This is a genomic window from Devosia sp. Root685 (assembly GCF_001427875.1).
Classification (GTDB): Bacteria; Pseudomonadota; Alphaproteobacteria; order Rhizobiales; family Devosiaceae; genus Devosia.
On sequence record NZ_LMHK01000001.1, the window covers coordinates 1415941 to 1432359 of the forward strand.

Below are 16419 nucleotides of genomic sequence, written 5' to 3' on the forward strand. Positions count from 1 at the left end.
GGATCGACCAGCGCGATGAGGCGTTAGGGCGGAGAGACCGGTTTTGGGACGTAGTCGATGACCAATGACAACCGATTGCTCTGTGCGGACTTTTTGCGCGCGACCGCCTGCCTTGGCGTGCTGCTGCATCACCTTGCCTTTCGCATGGACATGAATGCGGTGCCCGACGCTGCGGAGCCGGTACTGCGGTTTCTGGTCTATGGCAGCTTTGGCGTGACGGTATTTTTTGTGCTGAGCGGCTTTCTGCTGGCACGGCCGTTCTGGCTGGCGCTCGATGCGGGCAAACCCATGCCGTCGCTGAGGACCTATGCACTGCGGCGGCTGGCGCGGATCGTGCCGGGGTTTTGGCTGGCGCTGGTGGTGAGCCTAGTGCTCGACCTGTGGCTGGGCGGAAAATTGCTCGATGGCGAGCGGATCATTCGTTTTGTCGCCGGGCTACTTCTGGTGAGCGACTGGCATTGGGTGACGCTGTTTCCGGTCGATAATAATGGGCCGCTGTGGTCTATCGGATTTGAGGTGACGGCCTATCTGCTTATGCCGCTGGGCATGGCGGCGGTATTTGCGCTCAGGGCGCGGCAATGGCCGGCGCGGCTGGCCTGGCTGGGTGTGATCGCCGTCGCGCTCCTCGTGCATGTCATGGTGGTGCAATGGGCGCCGATCGACGAGGTGGAGCGCGGCTGGAACCATGGGCTCGTGGGTGGCGCCAAGGCATGGATGCCGCGGTTTAATCCCATCGGGTTTTTCGCGATTTTCGCCGTGGGATCGCTGGCTGCCGGGGTGCAGGTGCTGATCCAGAACCGGCGCGGGATTGGCATGGACGTCATTGGTGGCCTAGCCGTGCTGGCGACGGCGCTCATCATGGCGCTCAATATCGGCGGGTTGACGGAAGGCTTTGGCTGGCTCGGCATTCCCTATGCCTTTCCGGTCATGCCGCTGGCAGTCGGCATTGCGCTCGCCACCCTGCCCTCTTCGCTCTATCTCGGGCGGCTGCTCGACAACGCCCTGGCGCGGTTCATCGCGCGCATCTCGTTCGGCATTTATGTCTGGCACTTCGTGATCATGTGGCTAATCGAGAAGCTTGCACGCGGCTCGTTTCGCACCTCAGGCGCCGATGGCTGGGCGACATGGTTACAGACAAGCGGGATGGTCTTGGTGATCACGACGGTCGTCGCGACGCTGAGTTTTTATCTGCTGGAGCAGCCGATGGTCCGCTGGGCGCGAAAATTCGAGCGGACCGGCAGGAAAGAGGGCGAACCTGCCGGCGCCAAAGCGATCAGTTGAGAATGCCGATCGAAAGATTGAGCAGCGTCGCGAAACTGACCCAGGCGAGGTAAGGCAGGAACAGCAAAGCGGCGAGGCGATCGCGGTTCCAATTGACGAGAATGAAGCCGACGATGGCGAGCCACATCACAACGATGATGGCGAAGGCAGGCCAGATCATCTGGCCGATGAACCAGACCGGCGACCAGGCCCAGTTGAGCGCCATCTGGCCGTACCAGAGTTTAGACGAGGTGCTGGTGGGGCTCTGCATAAAACTGCGCCAGCCGGCGATGGCGATCAGCACGTAGAGGCTGAACCAGACGGGTCCAAAGATCCGGTTGGGCGGGTTGAAGGGTGGCTTGTTCAGCGTCTCGTACCAGGTGCCGGGAGCGGATTGGGTGCCGATCAGGGCACCAACGCCGATGACGACGATAAGGAAGGTCGCGAGGACGATCCAGGAGCGCGGTGTTTGATAGTCGGTGGTGGTGGCGGACATGGGTGAGCCCTTTGTTCTTGGACAACTGTTCCTTGAACGAAGGGCGAAGCGCAGTGGTTCACTCAGTCGCGGCGTCATTCCCGCGAAAGCGGGAATCTTGTGGCGCTGAGTAGGGATTCCCGCTTTCGCGGGAATGACGCCGGGATGGGGAGCTACGCCTTGCGGATCAGGTGGCAGTAGAAACCGTCCGTGCCCGTACGGTGCGGCGTCAGGAGGATGCCACCGCCTGACGTGGCGAGGCCCGCCGGCAGATCGGTGACCAGCGTGCTGCGCCAGGCTTTTGCGATATCGACGCTCGAGAGTTCGGGATGCGCGGAGAGGAGCGCGGCGATCTGGTCGTCGTTTTCTTCCGGAAGGATGGAGCAGGTGATGTAGACCAGCACACCGCCGGGTTTGACGTAGCGCACCGCTTCTTCGAGGATGGCAGCCTGGTCGGCCTGGCGCTGGGCCAGAAGTTCGGGCGTAAGCTTCCACTTGGTGTCGGGGCGGCGCCGCCAAGTGCCGGTGCCGGTGCAGGGCGCGTCGATGACGACGCGGTCCATTTTGCTCACGAGATCGTCGAGGGCGCCGGGATGGGGCGCACGAACCTGGGCGTTGCGGACGCCATTGCGCTTCAGGCGATCATAGATCGGCGCAAGGCGATTGCGGTCGCTGTCATAGGCAAAAATCTGGCCCTTGTTGCCCATGGTCGAGGCGAGCGCCAGCGTCTTGCCCCCTGCCCCGGCGCAAAGATCGAGCACCTGTTCGCCCGGCTGGGCGCCGGCAAGGGCAGATACCATCTGGCTGCCCTGATCCTGCACCTCGAACCAGCCTTTGAGATAACCCTCGTCGGTCGTGACATTGGGCGTGCGGGCATCGCGCGGGCCGGCGGGCATGGAAAAGCCCATGAGGGCGTAGGCCGTCGGCTCGGGCGAGAAGCGGGCCAGCGATTTGGCCACTTTCTCCGGCGTTGCCTTAAGGGCATTGACGCGCAGATCGAGCGAGGGGCGGCCGGCCATGGCTTGCCCTTCGGCTGCGAGATCGTCGCCAAAGGCGCGCTTGAGCGAGGGCAGCAGCCATTCCGGTGCGTCTGATTGGGTGGCCTCGTCGGCGGCGTCGAGGCTGGCGGTTGCGCCCGCAATTTCTTCGGCGCTCAGCGCTTCGGGGGCGTGGCTATCTGCGGCGAAGGCGGCGTTGAGCGCTTCGGGCGCCTCGTTCCAGTCGCGCAGCACGGCGGCGAGAACGAGGGCGCGCGGCGTGTCGGCGCCCATGGCAAAGGCATAGGACGAGCGGCGGCGCACCGCGTCGTAGACGAGATTGCCGATGGCGGCGCGATCGCCCGCCCCGGCAAAGCGATTGTTGAGCCCCCAGGCCTTCAGCGCCTCGGAAACCGGCCGCTTGCGGTTTTCGACATCGGACAGGACTTCAATGGCGGCGGCGATACGGCCGGGCAGGCGCATGGATCAGATACTCGGGGCGAGAAAAATGCGAAGGGTGAGCCATAGCCAGAAGATGACCAGCACGGCAAGCCCGGAGCAATAAAGCGCAAAGCGCTGATGGAGACGATTGGTGGTGACGTGGATGGCCGCGTGGAAAAGGCGCAACACGACGAAGGCCCAGGCAAGGAGTGTTTCGAGCCAGCCGATGGTGCCGAGATGGAGCGCGACAAGCGCGCCGACGAAGAACAGCACCGGCAACTGGAACTGATTATCAAAGCTATTGGAAAGCAGCCGCGCCTTGAGGGGATAGGCGGTGCGTTCCACGGCGATATCAGCGGCTTTGATCTCGCCGCTCATGACGCGCGGCACACGTTCGCGGCCAAGCCAGAAAAGCAGCCCAATGGTCAACAGAACCTGCGCTGCAATGGCGAGGAGGAAGAGTTTTTCAGTGAAGGGCAATTCAGTCTCCGGCGGGCAGCGTCATCGGTTCGCGTCCTCGCTGGATCGCCAGACCGTCTCCGCCGTTGTTTCGGGATCCTGCACGATGACTTCGGCCTCAGGGTCCCCGGCCCCGCGCGCGTCGTCAATGGCCGACTCGATGGCGGCCTCGCGGGTCTTGAATGGGGCTGAAACGCTGCCGCGATTGGTGTGCTGCCAGCAGCCGTCGCGCAGATAGACGATGAAATGACTTTCGCTCATGGGCTCCTCCGTTTTCTGACAACGAAGGAGAGTGACGGCGCGTTGCATAGGCCCGCGCCGTCGCGATGGGTTAGCGGCCGCTGCGATAGTTCGGGGCTTCGCGGGTGATGGTCACGTCATGGACGTGGCTTTCATTGAGCGCCGCGCCGGAGATTTTCACGAAAGTGGCGTTCTCGCGGAAATCCTTCAGCGTGTGCGCGCCGGTATAGCCCATGGAGGCACGGAGACCGCCGGCGAGCTGGTGGAGCACTGCGCCCGCTGCACCCTTATAGGGCACCTGGCCTTCGATGCCTTCGGGGACCAGTTTCATCTGGTCGCGCACATCCTGCTGGAAGTAGCGGTCGGCCGAGCCGGCACCCATGGCACCGACCGAGCCCATGCCGCGATACGATTTATAGGAGCGGCCCTGGTAGAGGTAGACTTCGCCGGGGCTTTCATCGGTACCGGCCAGGAGCGAGCCGACCATGACGCATGAGGCACCCCCTGCGAGGGCTTTCGCCATATCGCCCGAGAACTTGATGCCCCCATCGGCGATGACAGGCACGCCCTGCTTGTGGCCTTCTTCGGCGCAGGACATGACGGCGGCAAGCTGCGGCACGCCAACGCCAGCGACGATGCGCGTGGTGCAGATCGAGCCGGGGCCAATGCCGACCTTGACCGCGTCGGCGCCGGCATCGATCAGGGCCTTGGTGGCTTCGGCCGTCGCGACATTGCCAGCGACGATGCGGGTGGAATTGCTCTCGCGCTTGACGCGCTCGACGGCCTCGGCAACGCGCACGGAGTGGCCATGGGCGGTATCGATGACGAGAAGATCGACGCCGGCGTCGATCAGCGCCAAAGAGCGCTCAAAGCCAGCATCGCCGACGGTCGAGGCGGCAGCGACGCGGAGGCGCCCCTGTGCGTCCTTGACGGCGTTGGGGTGGAGCTGCGCCTTTTCGATGTCCTTGACGGTGATGAGGCCAATGCAGCGATAGTCTGCGTCCACCACCAGCAGCTTTTCGATGCGGTGACGATGCAGCAAGACCTTGGCTTCTTCCTTGGAGACGCCTTCACCGACGGTGATGAGGTTTTGATGCGTCATCAGCTCGGAAATCGGCTGAGCGGGATTGCTGGCAAAGCGCACGTCGCGATTGGTGAGAATGCCGACGAGCTTGCCGATGGCGCGACCGCCGGAGCCGCCGTTCTGGACGACGGGAATGCCGGAAATGCGGCTCTTCTGCATGAGGCCAAGCGCATCGGCGAGAGTGGCGTCGGGGCCGATGGTGATGGGATTGACCACCATGCCGCTTTCAAAGCTCTTCACCATGCGGACCTGTTCGGCCTGTTCGGTGGCGGTGAGGTTCTTGTGGATGACGCCGAGGCCGCCGGCCTGGGCCATGGCGATGGCCATATTGGCTTCGGTGACCGTATCCATGGCCGAGGAAATGATCGGCAGGTTGAGCGCTATGTCCTTGGTGACATAGGTCGAAATGTCGGTTTCGGTGGGCAGGATATCGGAACGCGCGGGCTGGAGCAGCACGTCGTCGAACGTCAGAGCCGCGTCGCCGGTAATGGTGGTGATAATCTTCGCCAAGGCCAGACCCTTCCTGCCTTCTGAACAGTGTCAGATAAATTGGAATGTGAACCGGCGGAGAGAACTCGCGGGTTCAGGTTGGCGAGGGTCAATAGCATCGGCGCCCCTGCTTGCATAGGGGCGATACCGGGGGCAGCAATGCGCGGGGCTATCTAGCTCAGCGGCCAAGCCGGTGATATCAGGAAAAGGTTTGGCGGTCAGACTTCTGCCGAGGCGACCATTCAAGGGTTGGCCAAACCCGTTGGGCGGCGGGAAATTCCGGCCATTTTTGCCCAATAATCATTGGCCAAGCCTAAATCTTGGGCTCATAGTGCCCGGGCTGCATTCCTCCTTGCACGATTCCCGGTTCTAGACTTGTGATCCGCGTTACCCCGCTCATTCTTGCGGTCGCCCTGTTCATGGAACAGATGGACTCGACCGTCATCGCCACATCCCTACCCGCGATCGCCACCGATATCGGTAGCGATCCGATTGCGTTGAAGCTGGCACTGACGGCCTATTTCGTGGCGCTCGCCATTTTCATTCCCTTGAGCGGATGGATGGCCGACCGGTTCGGCGCCAAGAACATTTTCAGGCTCGCGATCTTCGTTTTCATGCTCGGCTCGCTCGCCTGTTCATTCGCGTTCTCGCTCGAAAGTTTCGTGCTATCGCGCTTTTTCCAGGGCATTGGTTCGTCGATGATGACGCCCGTGGGGCGCCTCTTGCTGGTGCGCTCGACGCCGCGCAACGAGCTGGTTTCGGCCATGGCCTGGCTGACGGTGCCGGCGCTGGTGGCGCCGGTTACGGGGCCGCTGATCGGCGGGTTTCTCACCACCTATCTCAGCTGGCACTGGATCTTCTGGATCAATATTCCGATCGGCATCATCGGCATCATTCTCTCGGGCATTTACCTCAAAGTGCCTGACGAGCGGACGCCGCGGCCGGTCGATCTCATCGGCTTTTTCATCGCCTCCGTGGCCTTTTCGGGCACGGTTTTCGGGCTTTCTGTGATCAGCCTGCCCGCCCTGCCGATCATCTATGGGTATCTAACCATTGCTGTGGGGGTCACGGCCGGCATCCTCTATTTCCTTCATGCGCGGCGCACCCCATATCCGCTGCTGGACCCAAAACTGTTCCGGCACAAGCTGTTCCGTTCGTCGATTACCGGTGGCTCGATGTTTCGCATCGGGGTCGGAGCCATGCCGTTTTTGCTGCCGCTGATGCTGCAGCTGGGTTTTGGGCTCAATCCGTTCCAGTCCGGCGCCATCACCTTTGTTTCGGCCATCGGCGCCATCATGAGCAAATTCGTGGCCGAGCGGGTTTTTGCGCGCTTCGGTTTTCCACGCGTCCTCGCCTTCGCCTCGATTTTCGGCGGCCTTCTTATGGCGGCGCAGGGCCTGTTCACGGCTGAAACATCAACCCCGGTGATGATGGCCGTGCTGCTCGCAGGCGGCGTCTTGCGCTCGGTGTTCTTCACCGGCACCAATGCGCTTGGCTATGCCGACATCTCCGACGAAGAAGCGAGCCAGGCGACTGCCATCGTCGCGGTGTGCCAGCAGCTTTCGGTGGCGTTCGGCGTCGCGGTTGCCGGCGCCATTATCGAAATCACCAGCCACTATACCGGCGGCCACCTGTCGCTGCTCAATTTTCAGATCGCCTTCTTTGCGGTAGGTGGTCTCAGTGCCGTGGCGAGCCTTGTTTATCTCGCCCTCCCCAAGAATGCCGGCGCCGACGTTTCAGGTCATCGCGCCTACAAGGAGTAGCGGACCGGCCAAAACCGGACCGAAAAGCCAAGTGTCTAGATCCACACCCCTCATTCTGGCCACGGCCCTGTTCATGGAAAACATGGACTCGACGGTGATCGCCACCTCGCTTGCCGCCATTGCCGCCGATATCGGCACGGACCCGATTTCGCTGAAATTGGCGCTGACCGCCTATCTTGTGGCGCTCGCCATCTTCATTCCAATCTCAAGCTGGATGGCTGACCGGTTCGGCGCGCGCCGCGTGTTCCGCGTCGCCATGCTGGTCTTCATGATCGGCTCGATCTGCTGCGCCCTTTCGGGCTCGCTGGCTCAGTTCGTCGGTGCCCGCTTCCTTCAGGGCATGGGCGGCGCCATGATGGGACCAGTCGCTCGCCTCGTGCTGGTGCGGGCAACGCCCCGCCATCAGTTGGTGGATGCGATGGCCTGGCTGACCATTCCGGCGCTGATCGGGCCCATTGTCGGCCCGCCATTCGGCGGTTTCCTCACCACCTATTTTTCCTGGCACTGGATTTTCATCATCAATGTGCCCATCGGCGTTCTGGGCATTATCCTCGTCGGCTTCGCCCTGCCCAATGAACACCGCAACAAGCCGCGCAATATTGATGGACCGGGCTTCGTCATGGCCGGGCTTGCCTTCGCGCTATTCGCCTTCGGGTGCTCCGTGGTGAGCCTGCCCGCCCTACCCCCGGTCTATGGCGTCATCGCCGCGATCGCGGGCATGGTGCTCGGCGCCTTCTACACCCGCCATGCGCTGCGGACCGAATTTCCGCTGCTCGATCTGCGACTGCTCGCCGTGCGCAATTTCCGTATCGCCATCGTTGCCGGCACCTTCTTCCGCCTTGGCCAGGGTGCGACACCCTTCCTCTTTCCGCTCATGCTGCAGCTGACCTTCGGACTCTCGCCCTTTGAAAGCGGCATGGTGACCTTTGTCGGCGCCATCGGTGCGCTGGCGGCAAAGTTCGTGGCCAACTGGATGTTCGCCCATTGGGGGTTCAAGTATCCGCTGGTCTGGTCGACGGCCATTTCTGCCGCTGGGATCGTCGCCATGGGGCTCTATACGCCCGAGACGCCGATCCCGCTGATCCTCGCCATCCTGACGTTCACCGGCTTCTGGCAATCGACCTTCTGGACCGGTTCCAACGCCTTCACCTTTGCCGATATCGAGGACAAGGACGCGGGCCAGGCCAATGTGATCAGCCAGGTCTGGGGCCAGCTGATGTTCGCCATGGGCGTGGCGCTGGGCGGCGGCACGCTGGAACTGGTGCATCGCCTGCGCGGCGGGGACGAACTGGCGCTGATCGACTTCCACATTGCCTTTTATGTGGTGGCAGCGGTGGGGCTCGTGGCGACGGTGCTGTTCATGACCCTGCCGAAGAATGCCGGGCACCAATTGCTGGGCAAGCCGCGCGCGCATTGAGGGGCTATCCACGGTGTCATTGCCGCGAAAGCGGAACCTCTATTTCCCTAAACGGAGATCCCCGCTTTCGCGGGGATGACATCGTGTTTTATTGGAAGAACGGGGAACGACGCTATTCCTCGTCCGCCTCGACATCGGCCTGAGCCTTAAAACCCTTGGCCACCAGGTAGGCCTCGGCGGACTGGCTGCGGCTCGCGGGAGGTTTTACGTGCATCGTGGTCTTGAAGTGGCGCTTGAGCATGTGCAGCAGCTCGTGTTCCGTGCCGCCCTGGAACACCTTTGCGACGAAAGAGCCGCCGGGATTGAGCACCTGGATGGCGAAATCGGCAGCGATCTCGATCAGGTGCACGATGCGCAGGTGGTCGGTCGGGCGATGGCCGGTGGTCGGCCAGGCCATGTCGCTCATCACCACATCGGCCTTGTAGCCACCCATGGCGGCGATCAACTGGGCTGGCGCGTCCTCCTCGGTGAAATCCTTTTGCAAAAGGATAACGCCGGGAATGGGGTCCATTTCGAGGTAGTCGATGCCCACGATCAGCGGATGCTCGGCCGTAGAGCCGACGGCCTTGGCCGCAACCTGCGACCAGCCGCCCGGTGCCGCGCCGAGATCGACGACGCGCATGCCCTTTTTGAAGAGCTTTTGCTTTTCGTCGATTTCCTTGATCTTGAAGGCGGCGCGCGAGCGATAGCCTTCCGCGCGGGCACGGGCCACATAGGGGTCATTGAGCTGCCGCTGCAGCCATTTGGTAGACGAGGTCGTCCGGCCCTTGGCCGTCTTGAGCCGGATTTTGAGGTCCTTGTCGGACTTGCGGCCACCGGTGCCGAGCGCCTTATCCACCATTTGCGTTTCTCCGCTTGGGGCGGCTCGGCCGCTTGTGAACCTTATCTGCATCCATGAGCGAAATCAGGATGCCTTCGCGCAGGCCGCGATCAGCCACACGCACCCGCTCGGTCGGCCATTCGCGCCGGATGGCTTCAAAAATGGCGCAGCCGGGCAGCACGAGGTCAGCGCGATCCCGCCCGATGCAGGGATGCGTGACGCGACGATCAAAGGGCATGTTGAGGAGGACGCGCATGATGTCGTCGACTTCCTGGCTCTTGAGCCAAAGCCCATCGACCTTCTGACGCTCATAGCGTTCAAGGCCGAGATGGAGCCCGGCCAGCGTCGTCACCGTGCCCGAAGTGCCGATCAGATGCACAGGATGGGTCGCGATCATCTGGCGGAGCTTTTCGCGGCCGCGGAACTGTTTCAAGTGTTCGGAGACGAAACCGACCATGGCTTCGAACACGTCGGGCGTTACGTTGACCCCGCCAAAGCGCTCGGCAATGGAGACGACGCCGACCGGCAGCGACTGCCAGGAGCGAATCGAGGCCGACATGCGCCCCTGCGAGCGCGGCCGGCCGCCGCGGAAATCGAGCCAGGCAAGTTCAGAGGACCCACCGCCGATATCGAACATCAGTGCGCCCTGCGCCGTCTCATCGATGAGATCGGCGCAACCGGTCACGGCCAGTTCGGCCTCGGTGCGGCGGTCGACGATTTCAAGCTCGATCCCGAGCTCTTCCTTCACCCGGCCAAGAAATGCCGGGCCGTTCTCGGCGGCGCGACAGGCTTCGGTGGCGATGAGACGCATGCGCGTTGGCTGGTGTTCACGCAGCTTGTTGCGGCACTGCTTTAGCGCTTCCATGGTGCGTTCCATGGCCGCATCGCCGAGGCGCCCGGTCACCGAGACCCCCTCGCCCAGACGGACGATACGCGTAAATCCGTCGAGCACGCGAAAACCGTGCTCGTGCGGACGCGCAATAAGAAGGCGGCAATTATTGGTGCCGAGGTCGAGCGCCGCATAGAGCGGGCCGCGTGCGCGCCGGGGCGCATGGCTTGTCCGCGACTCCGCCACAGCTGGCGCAGCCGTACCCCTTGCTTTCCGATCCTGAGCGGAAGGCGTGCGGAGCGCCGTGCCGGTCCGGGCGACCGACAAGGCAGCGGACCGATTCGGATCGGTCACCTGATTCTCCTGACGCTGCGCGGTCGCTGGCCGGTATTTCCGGCCGCGCCCGAAGCGCAGCTTTGGTGTTGCATTGTTGAAAAGACGGTACTTCAATGGGACCTTGAGCGCAATGCACACATTGGCTGGGCAAACTTGCTCCATCCCCGCTTGCAATCCGCTTCTGCTTTGTCTAATGAGAACCCGCGCCGCCAACGAGGCCCTGCTTTGTGGGACGGCCAAGCCAGCAGGCTCTGCTGGGGAATAGTTCAATGGTAGAACAGCGGACTCTGACTCCGTCGATCTTGGTTCGAGTCCAGGTTCCCCAGCCAATCCCTCCTAAGTCTGATATCGCAATAAATCGTTTGCCTTCGCGGAAGGCCGGGGCGTATTTGCGTTGAGACGGCGGAAGAACTTGCGCCCGGGCAGCCTTGCCGGGGACCGGGTGACGCCAGAGTGTTCAGCCAAGCAGATCGCTGGCATTCTGCACGATGCGGTCTGCAATATCAGGGCCCGCGACCTTATTCAGCCATGCCAAGCCATGTTGAACCCCCGTCGAACCCGGCCAGTTGCTCGCCCAGATGCAGCGGGCCGCGTTGGCTAGAATGAGCCGTCGCGCCATTTCGTCAAATTTCGGATCCTGGTCATCTGCCGGCGCCGACAGCGAGATCCAGGTTCTGCCCGCAGCCATGGCCGCGATAAGCCTGGCGGCGGTTTCATCGCTCCGGTCGAGGGTCGCGGGGTAGACATCGATCACTAGCCGGGCCGGCAGCGAGGCCAAGAGGTCAGCGTGCCGGACGAACTGCCCGGCGGTGATCTGGAACTTCAAGACCCAATTGAGGTCCGCGGCCTTCGCAGCCAGGCTCGAAACGTCATGCCACGATAGTACCCCGCCGGGGAACATCATGAAGCGAACGCCGCGAACACCCTGCTGATGGAGCGCCAGCAGGCTGGAGGGGGGCGTGTCGGGCGGAACCACAACAATGCCCCGGGCCCGGTCGCCGCAGGTGTGCAGCGCATCAAGCAGCACGGTGTTGTCGAAGCCGTAGGCAGTCGGTTGCGACAGCACGACATGGGTGGTCCCGACCGCTTCGCTGGCGCGACGATAGTCCTCGAGCGAAGCCGCATCCGGCTTTGACAATGCAGTGGGCGCAAGCGGCCAGCCCTGGCGATAGATGTGGATGCCGGCGTCCCAGATCGCCATCTCGTCAGCTCGCGGCGACATCGCGGGGGATAGCGGACGAATTGACCAGCCGGCGTTGCGCCGCGATGCGGAAGATGGCGTTGGACGCCCCATAGCCATCGTAGCCGAGGCGTTCCACGATTTCGAAGAAAAACGCCCCGTTCAGGAGCGGGCTATAGAGCTGCAAGTACCGGCCATGGGCGTCCTCATCGAACAGGATCTGGTATTGCTTCAACCTGCCGACAAAGTCGGGATCGAGGCCAAAACGCGCTTCGATATCATCGTAGTAGTTGGGCGAAATCTGCAACGCGGCAAAGCCGTTTTCGAGTAAACGGGCCGCGGTGGCGAAGATATCAGACGTCGCGAAGGCCACGTGCTGCGTTCCCGCTCCAAAGGTTTCGGCAACGAATTGTCCGGCCATGGTGGTGCGGTTTTCTGCGCCGTTCATGGTAATGCGCAGGCTGCGCGAGCGGTTCTCGACCACCTGGCTGCGCACCAGTCCGGATGGGTCGATGATGTCCACGAGCGGGGTCTTGGAGACATCGAAAATCGAATTGTAGAACAGCAGCCAGGTCAGCATTTCGTCGTAAGGCATCGACTGGGCGAGATGATCGATCCCCTCAATCCCCGCACTGTTCGGAGCGGTCGAGGTGACGGGATCGAACTCGCGTTCCCAGACTTTGCCGAGATCGCCCTTGTCGTCGAAAAAGTAGATCAGTCCGCCGCCAACGCCCCGAATTGCCGGTAAAATCGTCTCGTCGCTGCCCGCTTGCTGGCTGAATGGCAAGGCCCCCAAGGCGCGGGCGCGTTCCATCGCTTCAGCGGCATCCTCGACCCTTACACCGAAGGCATAGGCCGATAGGCCACGGGCGAGATAGGTGCTGTGGGCCAGCCCGTTGAGGTCGGTGTTGATGACGAGATTGACAGCGCCCTGCGAATATCGGGCGACCTGCTTGGTCTTGTGCTGTCCGGAATGGCGGAACCCCATGGCCGTCAGCAGCGCAACAAGGCTCTTTGCCGAGGCCGGGTCGGCGGTGAACTCGATGAATTCGACCTGCTCCACCGCGATCGGGGCGGGCATGGCCGGCATGTCGATGCTGATTTGCGGCTCAGCCCGGCGCACTTGATCCATCAGATTGACCAGCGAGCGCTGTCCGTCGATCGCCACGGCGCGATTGCTGGCAGCGCGAAACTGGTCGTTGAAAATCTCGAGCGACAGCACGCCATCATAGCCGGTGGCACGGACCGCGCGCATGAAGTCCAGAACCGGCAAGTCGCCTTCGCCAGGCATGTTGCGATAATGCCGGCTCCAATAGAGCAGATCCATGTCAAAGGCGGGCGCATCGGCAAGTTGCACGATAAAAATCTTGTCGGCAGGAATCGAGCGAATGGAATTGACGTCGATCTTGCGGGACAGAGTGTGGAAACTGTCGAGGATAAGACCGATATTGGGCTGGTCGGCGCGGCGAACCACTTCCCAGGCGTCCCGGTGGTCGTTGATGTGCCGCCCCCAGGCGAGGGCCTCGTAGCCGACGCGCAGGTTGCGTTTGGCGGCTCGCTCCCCCAATTCGAAGAAATCGGCGGCGATCCGGTCGATGCCGCCGAGCGCCGCCGAGGACGTGCTCGAGCAGATCAGCATCAGCTCCGCGCCAAGCTCGCCCATGACATCGAATTTACGTTCGGCGCGGTCAAAGGCGCGCTTGCGGTAGGGTTCGGGCATGCCCTCGAAATCGCGAAAGGGCTGGAAGAGGGTGAGCGCCAGGCCAGCATCGCGCACCATCTGGCCGACATCCCGCGGGGAGGCGTCATAGACCAGAAAATCGTTCTCGAAGATTTCGACGCCATAGTAACCCGCGCGCGCGATGGCGCTCAGCTTCTCGCGCAGGTCGCCGCTGATGGAAACCGTGGCTATCGAGGTCTTCATGACGAGCTTCCTAGGCGTTGAAGGGGACGATGGGACCGACGTCCTCGCCCGGATTGCCGTTGATCGAAAATCCGCCATCGACCAGCCAGTTGACGCCAGTGATGAAGCCAGAGCCCGGCTCCGCCAGGAAGCGGATGACGCGCGCGATCTCGCCTGGCTCCGCCCATCTACCGACAGCTGCCCCATCTGCGAACATTGCGTAATCAAGCGTTCCGGCTGCAATCTTGTCGCGCAACACGTCGGTCAGCACATAGCCCGGAGCGATGGCGTTGACGGTAATACCACTGCGCGCATTTTCGAGGGCCAGGCCGCGTGTCAGCCCCCCGATTGCCGCCTTTGCAGTGGAATAGGCGGTGCGTCGTGCAAGTCCGACATGACCGATCACAGAAGACAGATTGACGATCCGCCCAAAACCGTGCTCGCGCATGCGCGGAATGAAGGCCGCCGCAACCTGTGCCGCTCCGCTGACATGGACAGTGAGCATGCGCACCAGATCGCTGGCTGGCAGCATATGGTGGTCGGCGCTCTGGCGTTGCATGATGCCGGCATTGTTCACCACAATACTGACGCGGTCGAAGGCGGAGAAAGCCGCCTCCCGCGCTTTGACCACACTGGCCTCGTCGGCGACATCCATTTTGACCCCAAGGACCCTGACACCGAAGCGGTTTTCCAAATCACGGGCCAGTGCCGAGGCGTCGGCCAAATCAGCCAGGACGAGATCGGCACCGTGGGATGCCATCTCGATAGCGGTGGCTTGGCCGATGCCACCCACCGCATCCGTTATGAGCGCAACCTGGCCAGCGAGGCTGCGGTCGACATTCATGATGTCTGCCACCCTCTATTCCGCCGCGACCGGGCCGCGCGCAATGTCGCGTACGGCGGGATTGGCGAGGTAGGTCGGCTCCCTTCCCTGCAATACATCGACTACATTCTGCGCAGTCTTGGTGCGGATTTCGTATTCGGAATCCTCGGAGTACCAGGCGGCATGGGAGGAGAGCACGACATTGTCCATGCCCAGCAGCGGATGACGGGCGCCCACCGGCTCGGTCTCGAAAACGTCGAGCCCGGCGCCGGCAAGCCGGCCTTCCTGCAGCGCCGCGATCAGTGCCGGCTCGTCGATCACCGGGCCGCGCGCCACGTTCACCACAATAGCGGTCGGTTTCATCAGGGCGAACTGGGGGGCCGACATGATGTGGTGGGTCTCGGCCACCAGAGGCACGTGGATCGAAAGGTAATCCGACTGCCGGCAGAGGGTTTCGAGATCAACCAGTTCGACGCCCAATGCGCGGGCACGTTCGGCATTGGCATAGGGATCGTGCGCGATGATGCGCACGCCAAAGCCGGCCATCTTGAGCGCAACCTTTTGGGCAATATTGCCAAAGCTGAGCAGTCCCAGCGTCCGGCCCCGCACGCGATAGAGCGGCTTGACGACGGTATAGTCCCACTTGCCGCCCTTGACGGCCTTGTCGAACTTGGTCAGCCCGCGAACGAGGCTGAGCAGCATGGCGATGGCGTGGTCGGAAACCTCTTCCAGCGACCCATCGGGAACATTGCCGATATAGATGCCGAGGTCGGTCGCGGTGGGGACGTCGATCGTATTCAGCCCGATGCCGTAGCGCGAAATGATGCGGCAACGATCAAGCGTGCCAATGACCTTGGGCGTCAGCTGGGCATATTGATTGATCACCGCGTCGGCGCCGGCGCAGGCGGCAATCAGCGCATCTTCGCTCTTGGCCTGGCAGGCGGTCAGCTCGAACCCGGCACGGGCGAGAACCTCGCGCTCGGGCGCCAGATCGGGAAATTCGTAGTCGGTCAGGACAATCTTGAAGGTCATTTCTGCGCCCCGTAGCGGTCGTCGAGCGACTGGTGGAAGCCGAGGCCCACGATGTCGGTGAATTCGGCATAGCTGTGCTGGCTGCTTGCATTGGCCGGGGTACCGGCACGCTTGAGATTGGCCAAGGCGTCGGCCACGGCGCGCGTGGCGGTGAACAGAGCCGTCACGGCGTAGAACACCACGGTGAACCCCATGTCTTCGAGGTCCTTGGCGGTGAGAGCCGTGGTCTCGTTGCCATCGACGATGGAGACGACCTTGGGGCCCTGCACAGCCTTGGCGACGGCTTCGATTTCGGCGATTTTCTTGATACCGTCGACGAAGACCAGATCGACACCGGCATCCTGATAGAGGTGGGCGCGGCGGATGGCTTCCTCGGCGCCCACTGCGGGCATGGCATCGGTACGGCCGATGATGATCAGGTCGTCGTCGCCGCGCGATTCAATCGCGGCCTTGAGGCGCAGCACATTTTCCTCGGCATCCATCAGTTTGATGCCGGCCATCTGGCCACAGCGCTTTGGGGCAACCTGATCTTCGAGGTGAATGGCGGCCACACCGGCCTGAATATATTCGCGCACCGTGCGGTGAATATTGGAAGGGCCGCCATAGCCTGTATCGGCGTCGGCAATCACCGGGATCGAGGTGGCACGCACCATGTTGCGCGCGTGCTCGGTCATTTCCGTCTGGGTGAGCAGGCCGATGTCGGGCATGCCGAGACGGCTGGCCGTCGCGCCGAAACCGGTCATGTAGATGGCATCGAAGCCGGCCTGCTCGACAAGCCGAGCGGTGATCGAATCCGGAGCGCCGGGCGCCATGATAATTCCGGGCTGGGCCAGGCGGGCCTTGAGTTTTGCAGCTTGGTTCATAAATTCGTTTCCAGAATAAGGGGGGCCA

The 16419-nt window shown here is 62.5% G+C and carries 15 protein-coding genes and 1 tRNA gene; 4 read left to right on the top strand and 12 right to left on the bottom strand.

The features are described from left to right. Positions 1-57: 57 nt before the first annotated feature. On the top strand, positions 58-1281 hold the full coding sequence (locus ASD83_RS06775; protein ID WP_056309087.1) for an acyltransferase family protein: 1224 nt from the start codon (positions 58-60) through the stop codon (positions 1279-1281). Here ASD83_RS06775 and ASD83_RS06780 read toward each other — a convergent pair. The 5 genes from ASD83_RS06780 to guaB form a co-directional block, all read right to left on the bottom strand. Further along, positions 1274-1756 (bottom strand): TspO/MBR family protein, encoded by a 483-nt coding sequence (locus tag ASD83_RS06780; RefSeq protein WP_056309088.1) that lies wholly within the window; start codon positions 1754-1756, stop codon positions 1274-1276. The two genes, ASD83_RS06775 and ASD83_RS06780, sit on opposite strands and share 8 nt — an antisense overlap. Positions 1757-1908: 152 nt before the next feature. Further along, complete coding sequence (locus tag ASD83_RS06785; RefSeq protein WP_056309090.1) at positions 1909-3195, bottom strand: RsmB/NOP family class I SAM-dependent RNA methyltransferase; 1287 nt, start codon at positions 3193-3195, stop codon at positions 1909-1911. Positions 3196-3198: 3 nt separating this feature from the next. Next, positions 3199-3633, bottom strand: a complete 435-nt coding sequence (locus ASD83_RS06790; protein WP_056309092.1) for an MAPEG family protein — start codon at positions 3631-3633, stop codon at positions 3199-3201. A 21-nt stretch (positions 3634-3654) separates the two neighbouring features. Continuing rightward, the gene (locus ASD83_RS06795) at positions 3655-3873 is read right to left on the bottom strand and encodes a DUF2188 domain-containing protein (RefSeq protein WP_056309094.1); all 219 of its coding nucleotides are present in this window, start codon (positions 3871-3873) and stop codon (positions 3655-3657) included. Positions 3874-3943: 70 nt separating this feature from the next. After that, positions 3944-5446 carry an IMP dehydrogenase gene (gene guaB / locus ASD83_RS06800; protein ID WP_056309095.1) on the bottom strand — a complete coding sequence of 501 codons (1503 nt, stop codon included), beginning with the start codon at positions 5444-5446 and terminating at the stop codon, positions 3944-3946. A gap of 356 nt (positions 5447-5802) precedes the next feature. Here guaB and ASD83_RS06805 point away from each other — a divergent pair, with 356 nt between their 5' ends. Then, entirely contained in the window at positions 5803-7188 is a 1386-nt protein-coding gene (locus ASD83_RS06805; protein WP_082560991.1) for an MFS transporter, read from the top strand. 31 nt (positions 7189-7219) lie between these two features. After that, positions 7220-8605 carry an MDR family MFS transporter gene (locus ASD83_RS06810; RefSeq protein ID WP_056309952.1) on the top strand — a complete coding sequence of 462 codons (1386 nt, stop codon included), beginning with the start codon at positions 7220-7222 and terminating at the stop codon, positions 8603-8605. A 112-nt stretch (positions 8606-8717) separates the two neighbouring features. Here the strand turns inward: ASD83_RS06810 and ASD83_RS06815 are convergent, their stop codons facing one another. Both ASD83_RS06815 and ASD83_RS06820 read right to left on the bottom strand, forming a co-directional pair. Further along, positions 8718-9446, bottom strand: a complete 729-nt coding sequence (locus ASD83_RS06815) for an RlmE family RNA methyltransferase (protein ID WP_056309097.1) — start codon at positions 9444-9446, stop codon at positions 8718-8720. After that, positions 9436-10608 (bottom strand): Ppx/GppA phosphatase family protein, encoded by a 1173-nt coding sequence (locus tag ASD83_RS06820; protein WP_244489117.1) that lies wholly within the window; start codon positions 10606-10608, stop codon positions 9436-9438. The genes ASD83_RS06815 and ASD83_RS06820 overlap by 11 nt, the downstream gene beginning before the upstream one ends. Before the next feature lie 237 nt (positions 10609-10845). On the opposite strand from ASD83_RS06820, the gene ASD83_RS06825 reads away from it, so the two are divergent. Beyond that, positions 10846-10919: transfer RNA gene (locus ASD83_RS06825), tRNA-Gln, on the top strand. Between the two features lie 128 nt (positions 10920-11047). Here the strand turns inward: ASD83_RS06825 and ASD83_RS06830 are convergent. Genes ASD83_RS06830 through ASD83_RS06850 form a run of 5 tightly spaced genes read right to left on the bottom strand, consistent with a single transcriptional unit; the run spans position 11048 to position 16391 of the window. Further along, on the bottom strand, positions 11048-11791 hold the full coding sequence (locus ASD83_RS06830) for an amidohydrolase family protein (protein WP_162249128.1): 744 nt from the start codon (positions 11789-11791) through the stop codon (positions 11048-11050). A 4-nt stretch (positions 11792-11795) separates the two neighbouring features. Continuing rightward, on the bottom strand, positions 11796-13694 hold the full coding sequence (locus ASD83_RS06835) for a bifunctional sugar phosphate isomerase/epimerase/4-hydroxyphenylpyruvate dioxygenase family protein (protein ID WP_056309101.1): 1899 nt from the start codon (positions 13692-13694) through the stop codon (positions 11796-11798). Positions 13695-13704: 10 nt separating this feature from the next. Next, positions 13705-14529: an SDR family NAD(P)-dependent oxidoreductase gene (locus ASD83_RS06840; protein ID WP_056309103.1), complete on the bottom strand. Its 825-nt coding sequence runs from the start codon at positions 14527-14529 to the stop codon at positions 13705-13707. A gap of 3 nt (positions 14530-14532) precedes the next feature. After that, the gene (locus ASD83_RS06845) at positions 14533-15528 is read right to left on the bottom strand and encodes a C-terminal binding protein (RefSeq protein WP_056309105.1); all 996 of its coding nucleotides are present in this window, start codon (positions 15526-15528) and stop codon (positions 14533-14535) included. Next, entirely contained in the window at positions 15525-16391 is an 867-nt protein-coding gene (locus ASD83_RS06850; RefSeq protein ID WP_056309107.1) for an isocitrate lyase/PEP mutase family protein, read from the bottom strand. The genes ASD83_RS06845 and ASD83_RS06850 overlap by 4 nt, the downstream gene beginning before the upstream one ends. Between the last annotated feature and the right edge of the window lie 28 nt (positions 16392-16419).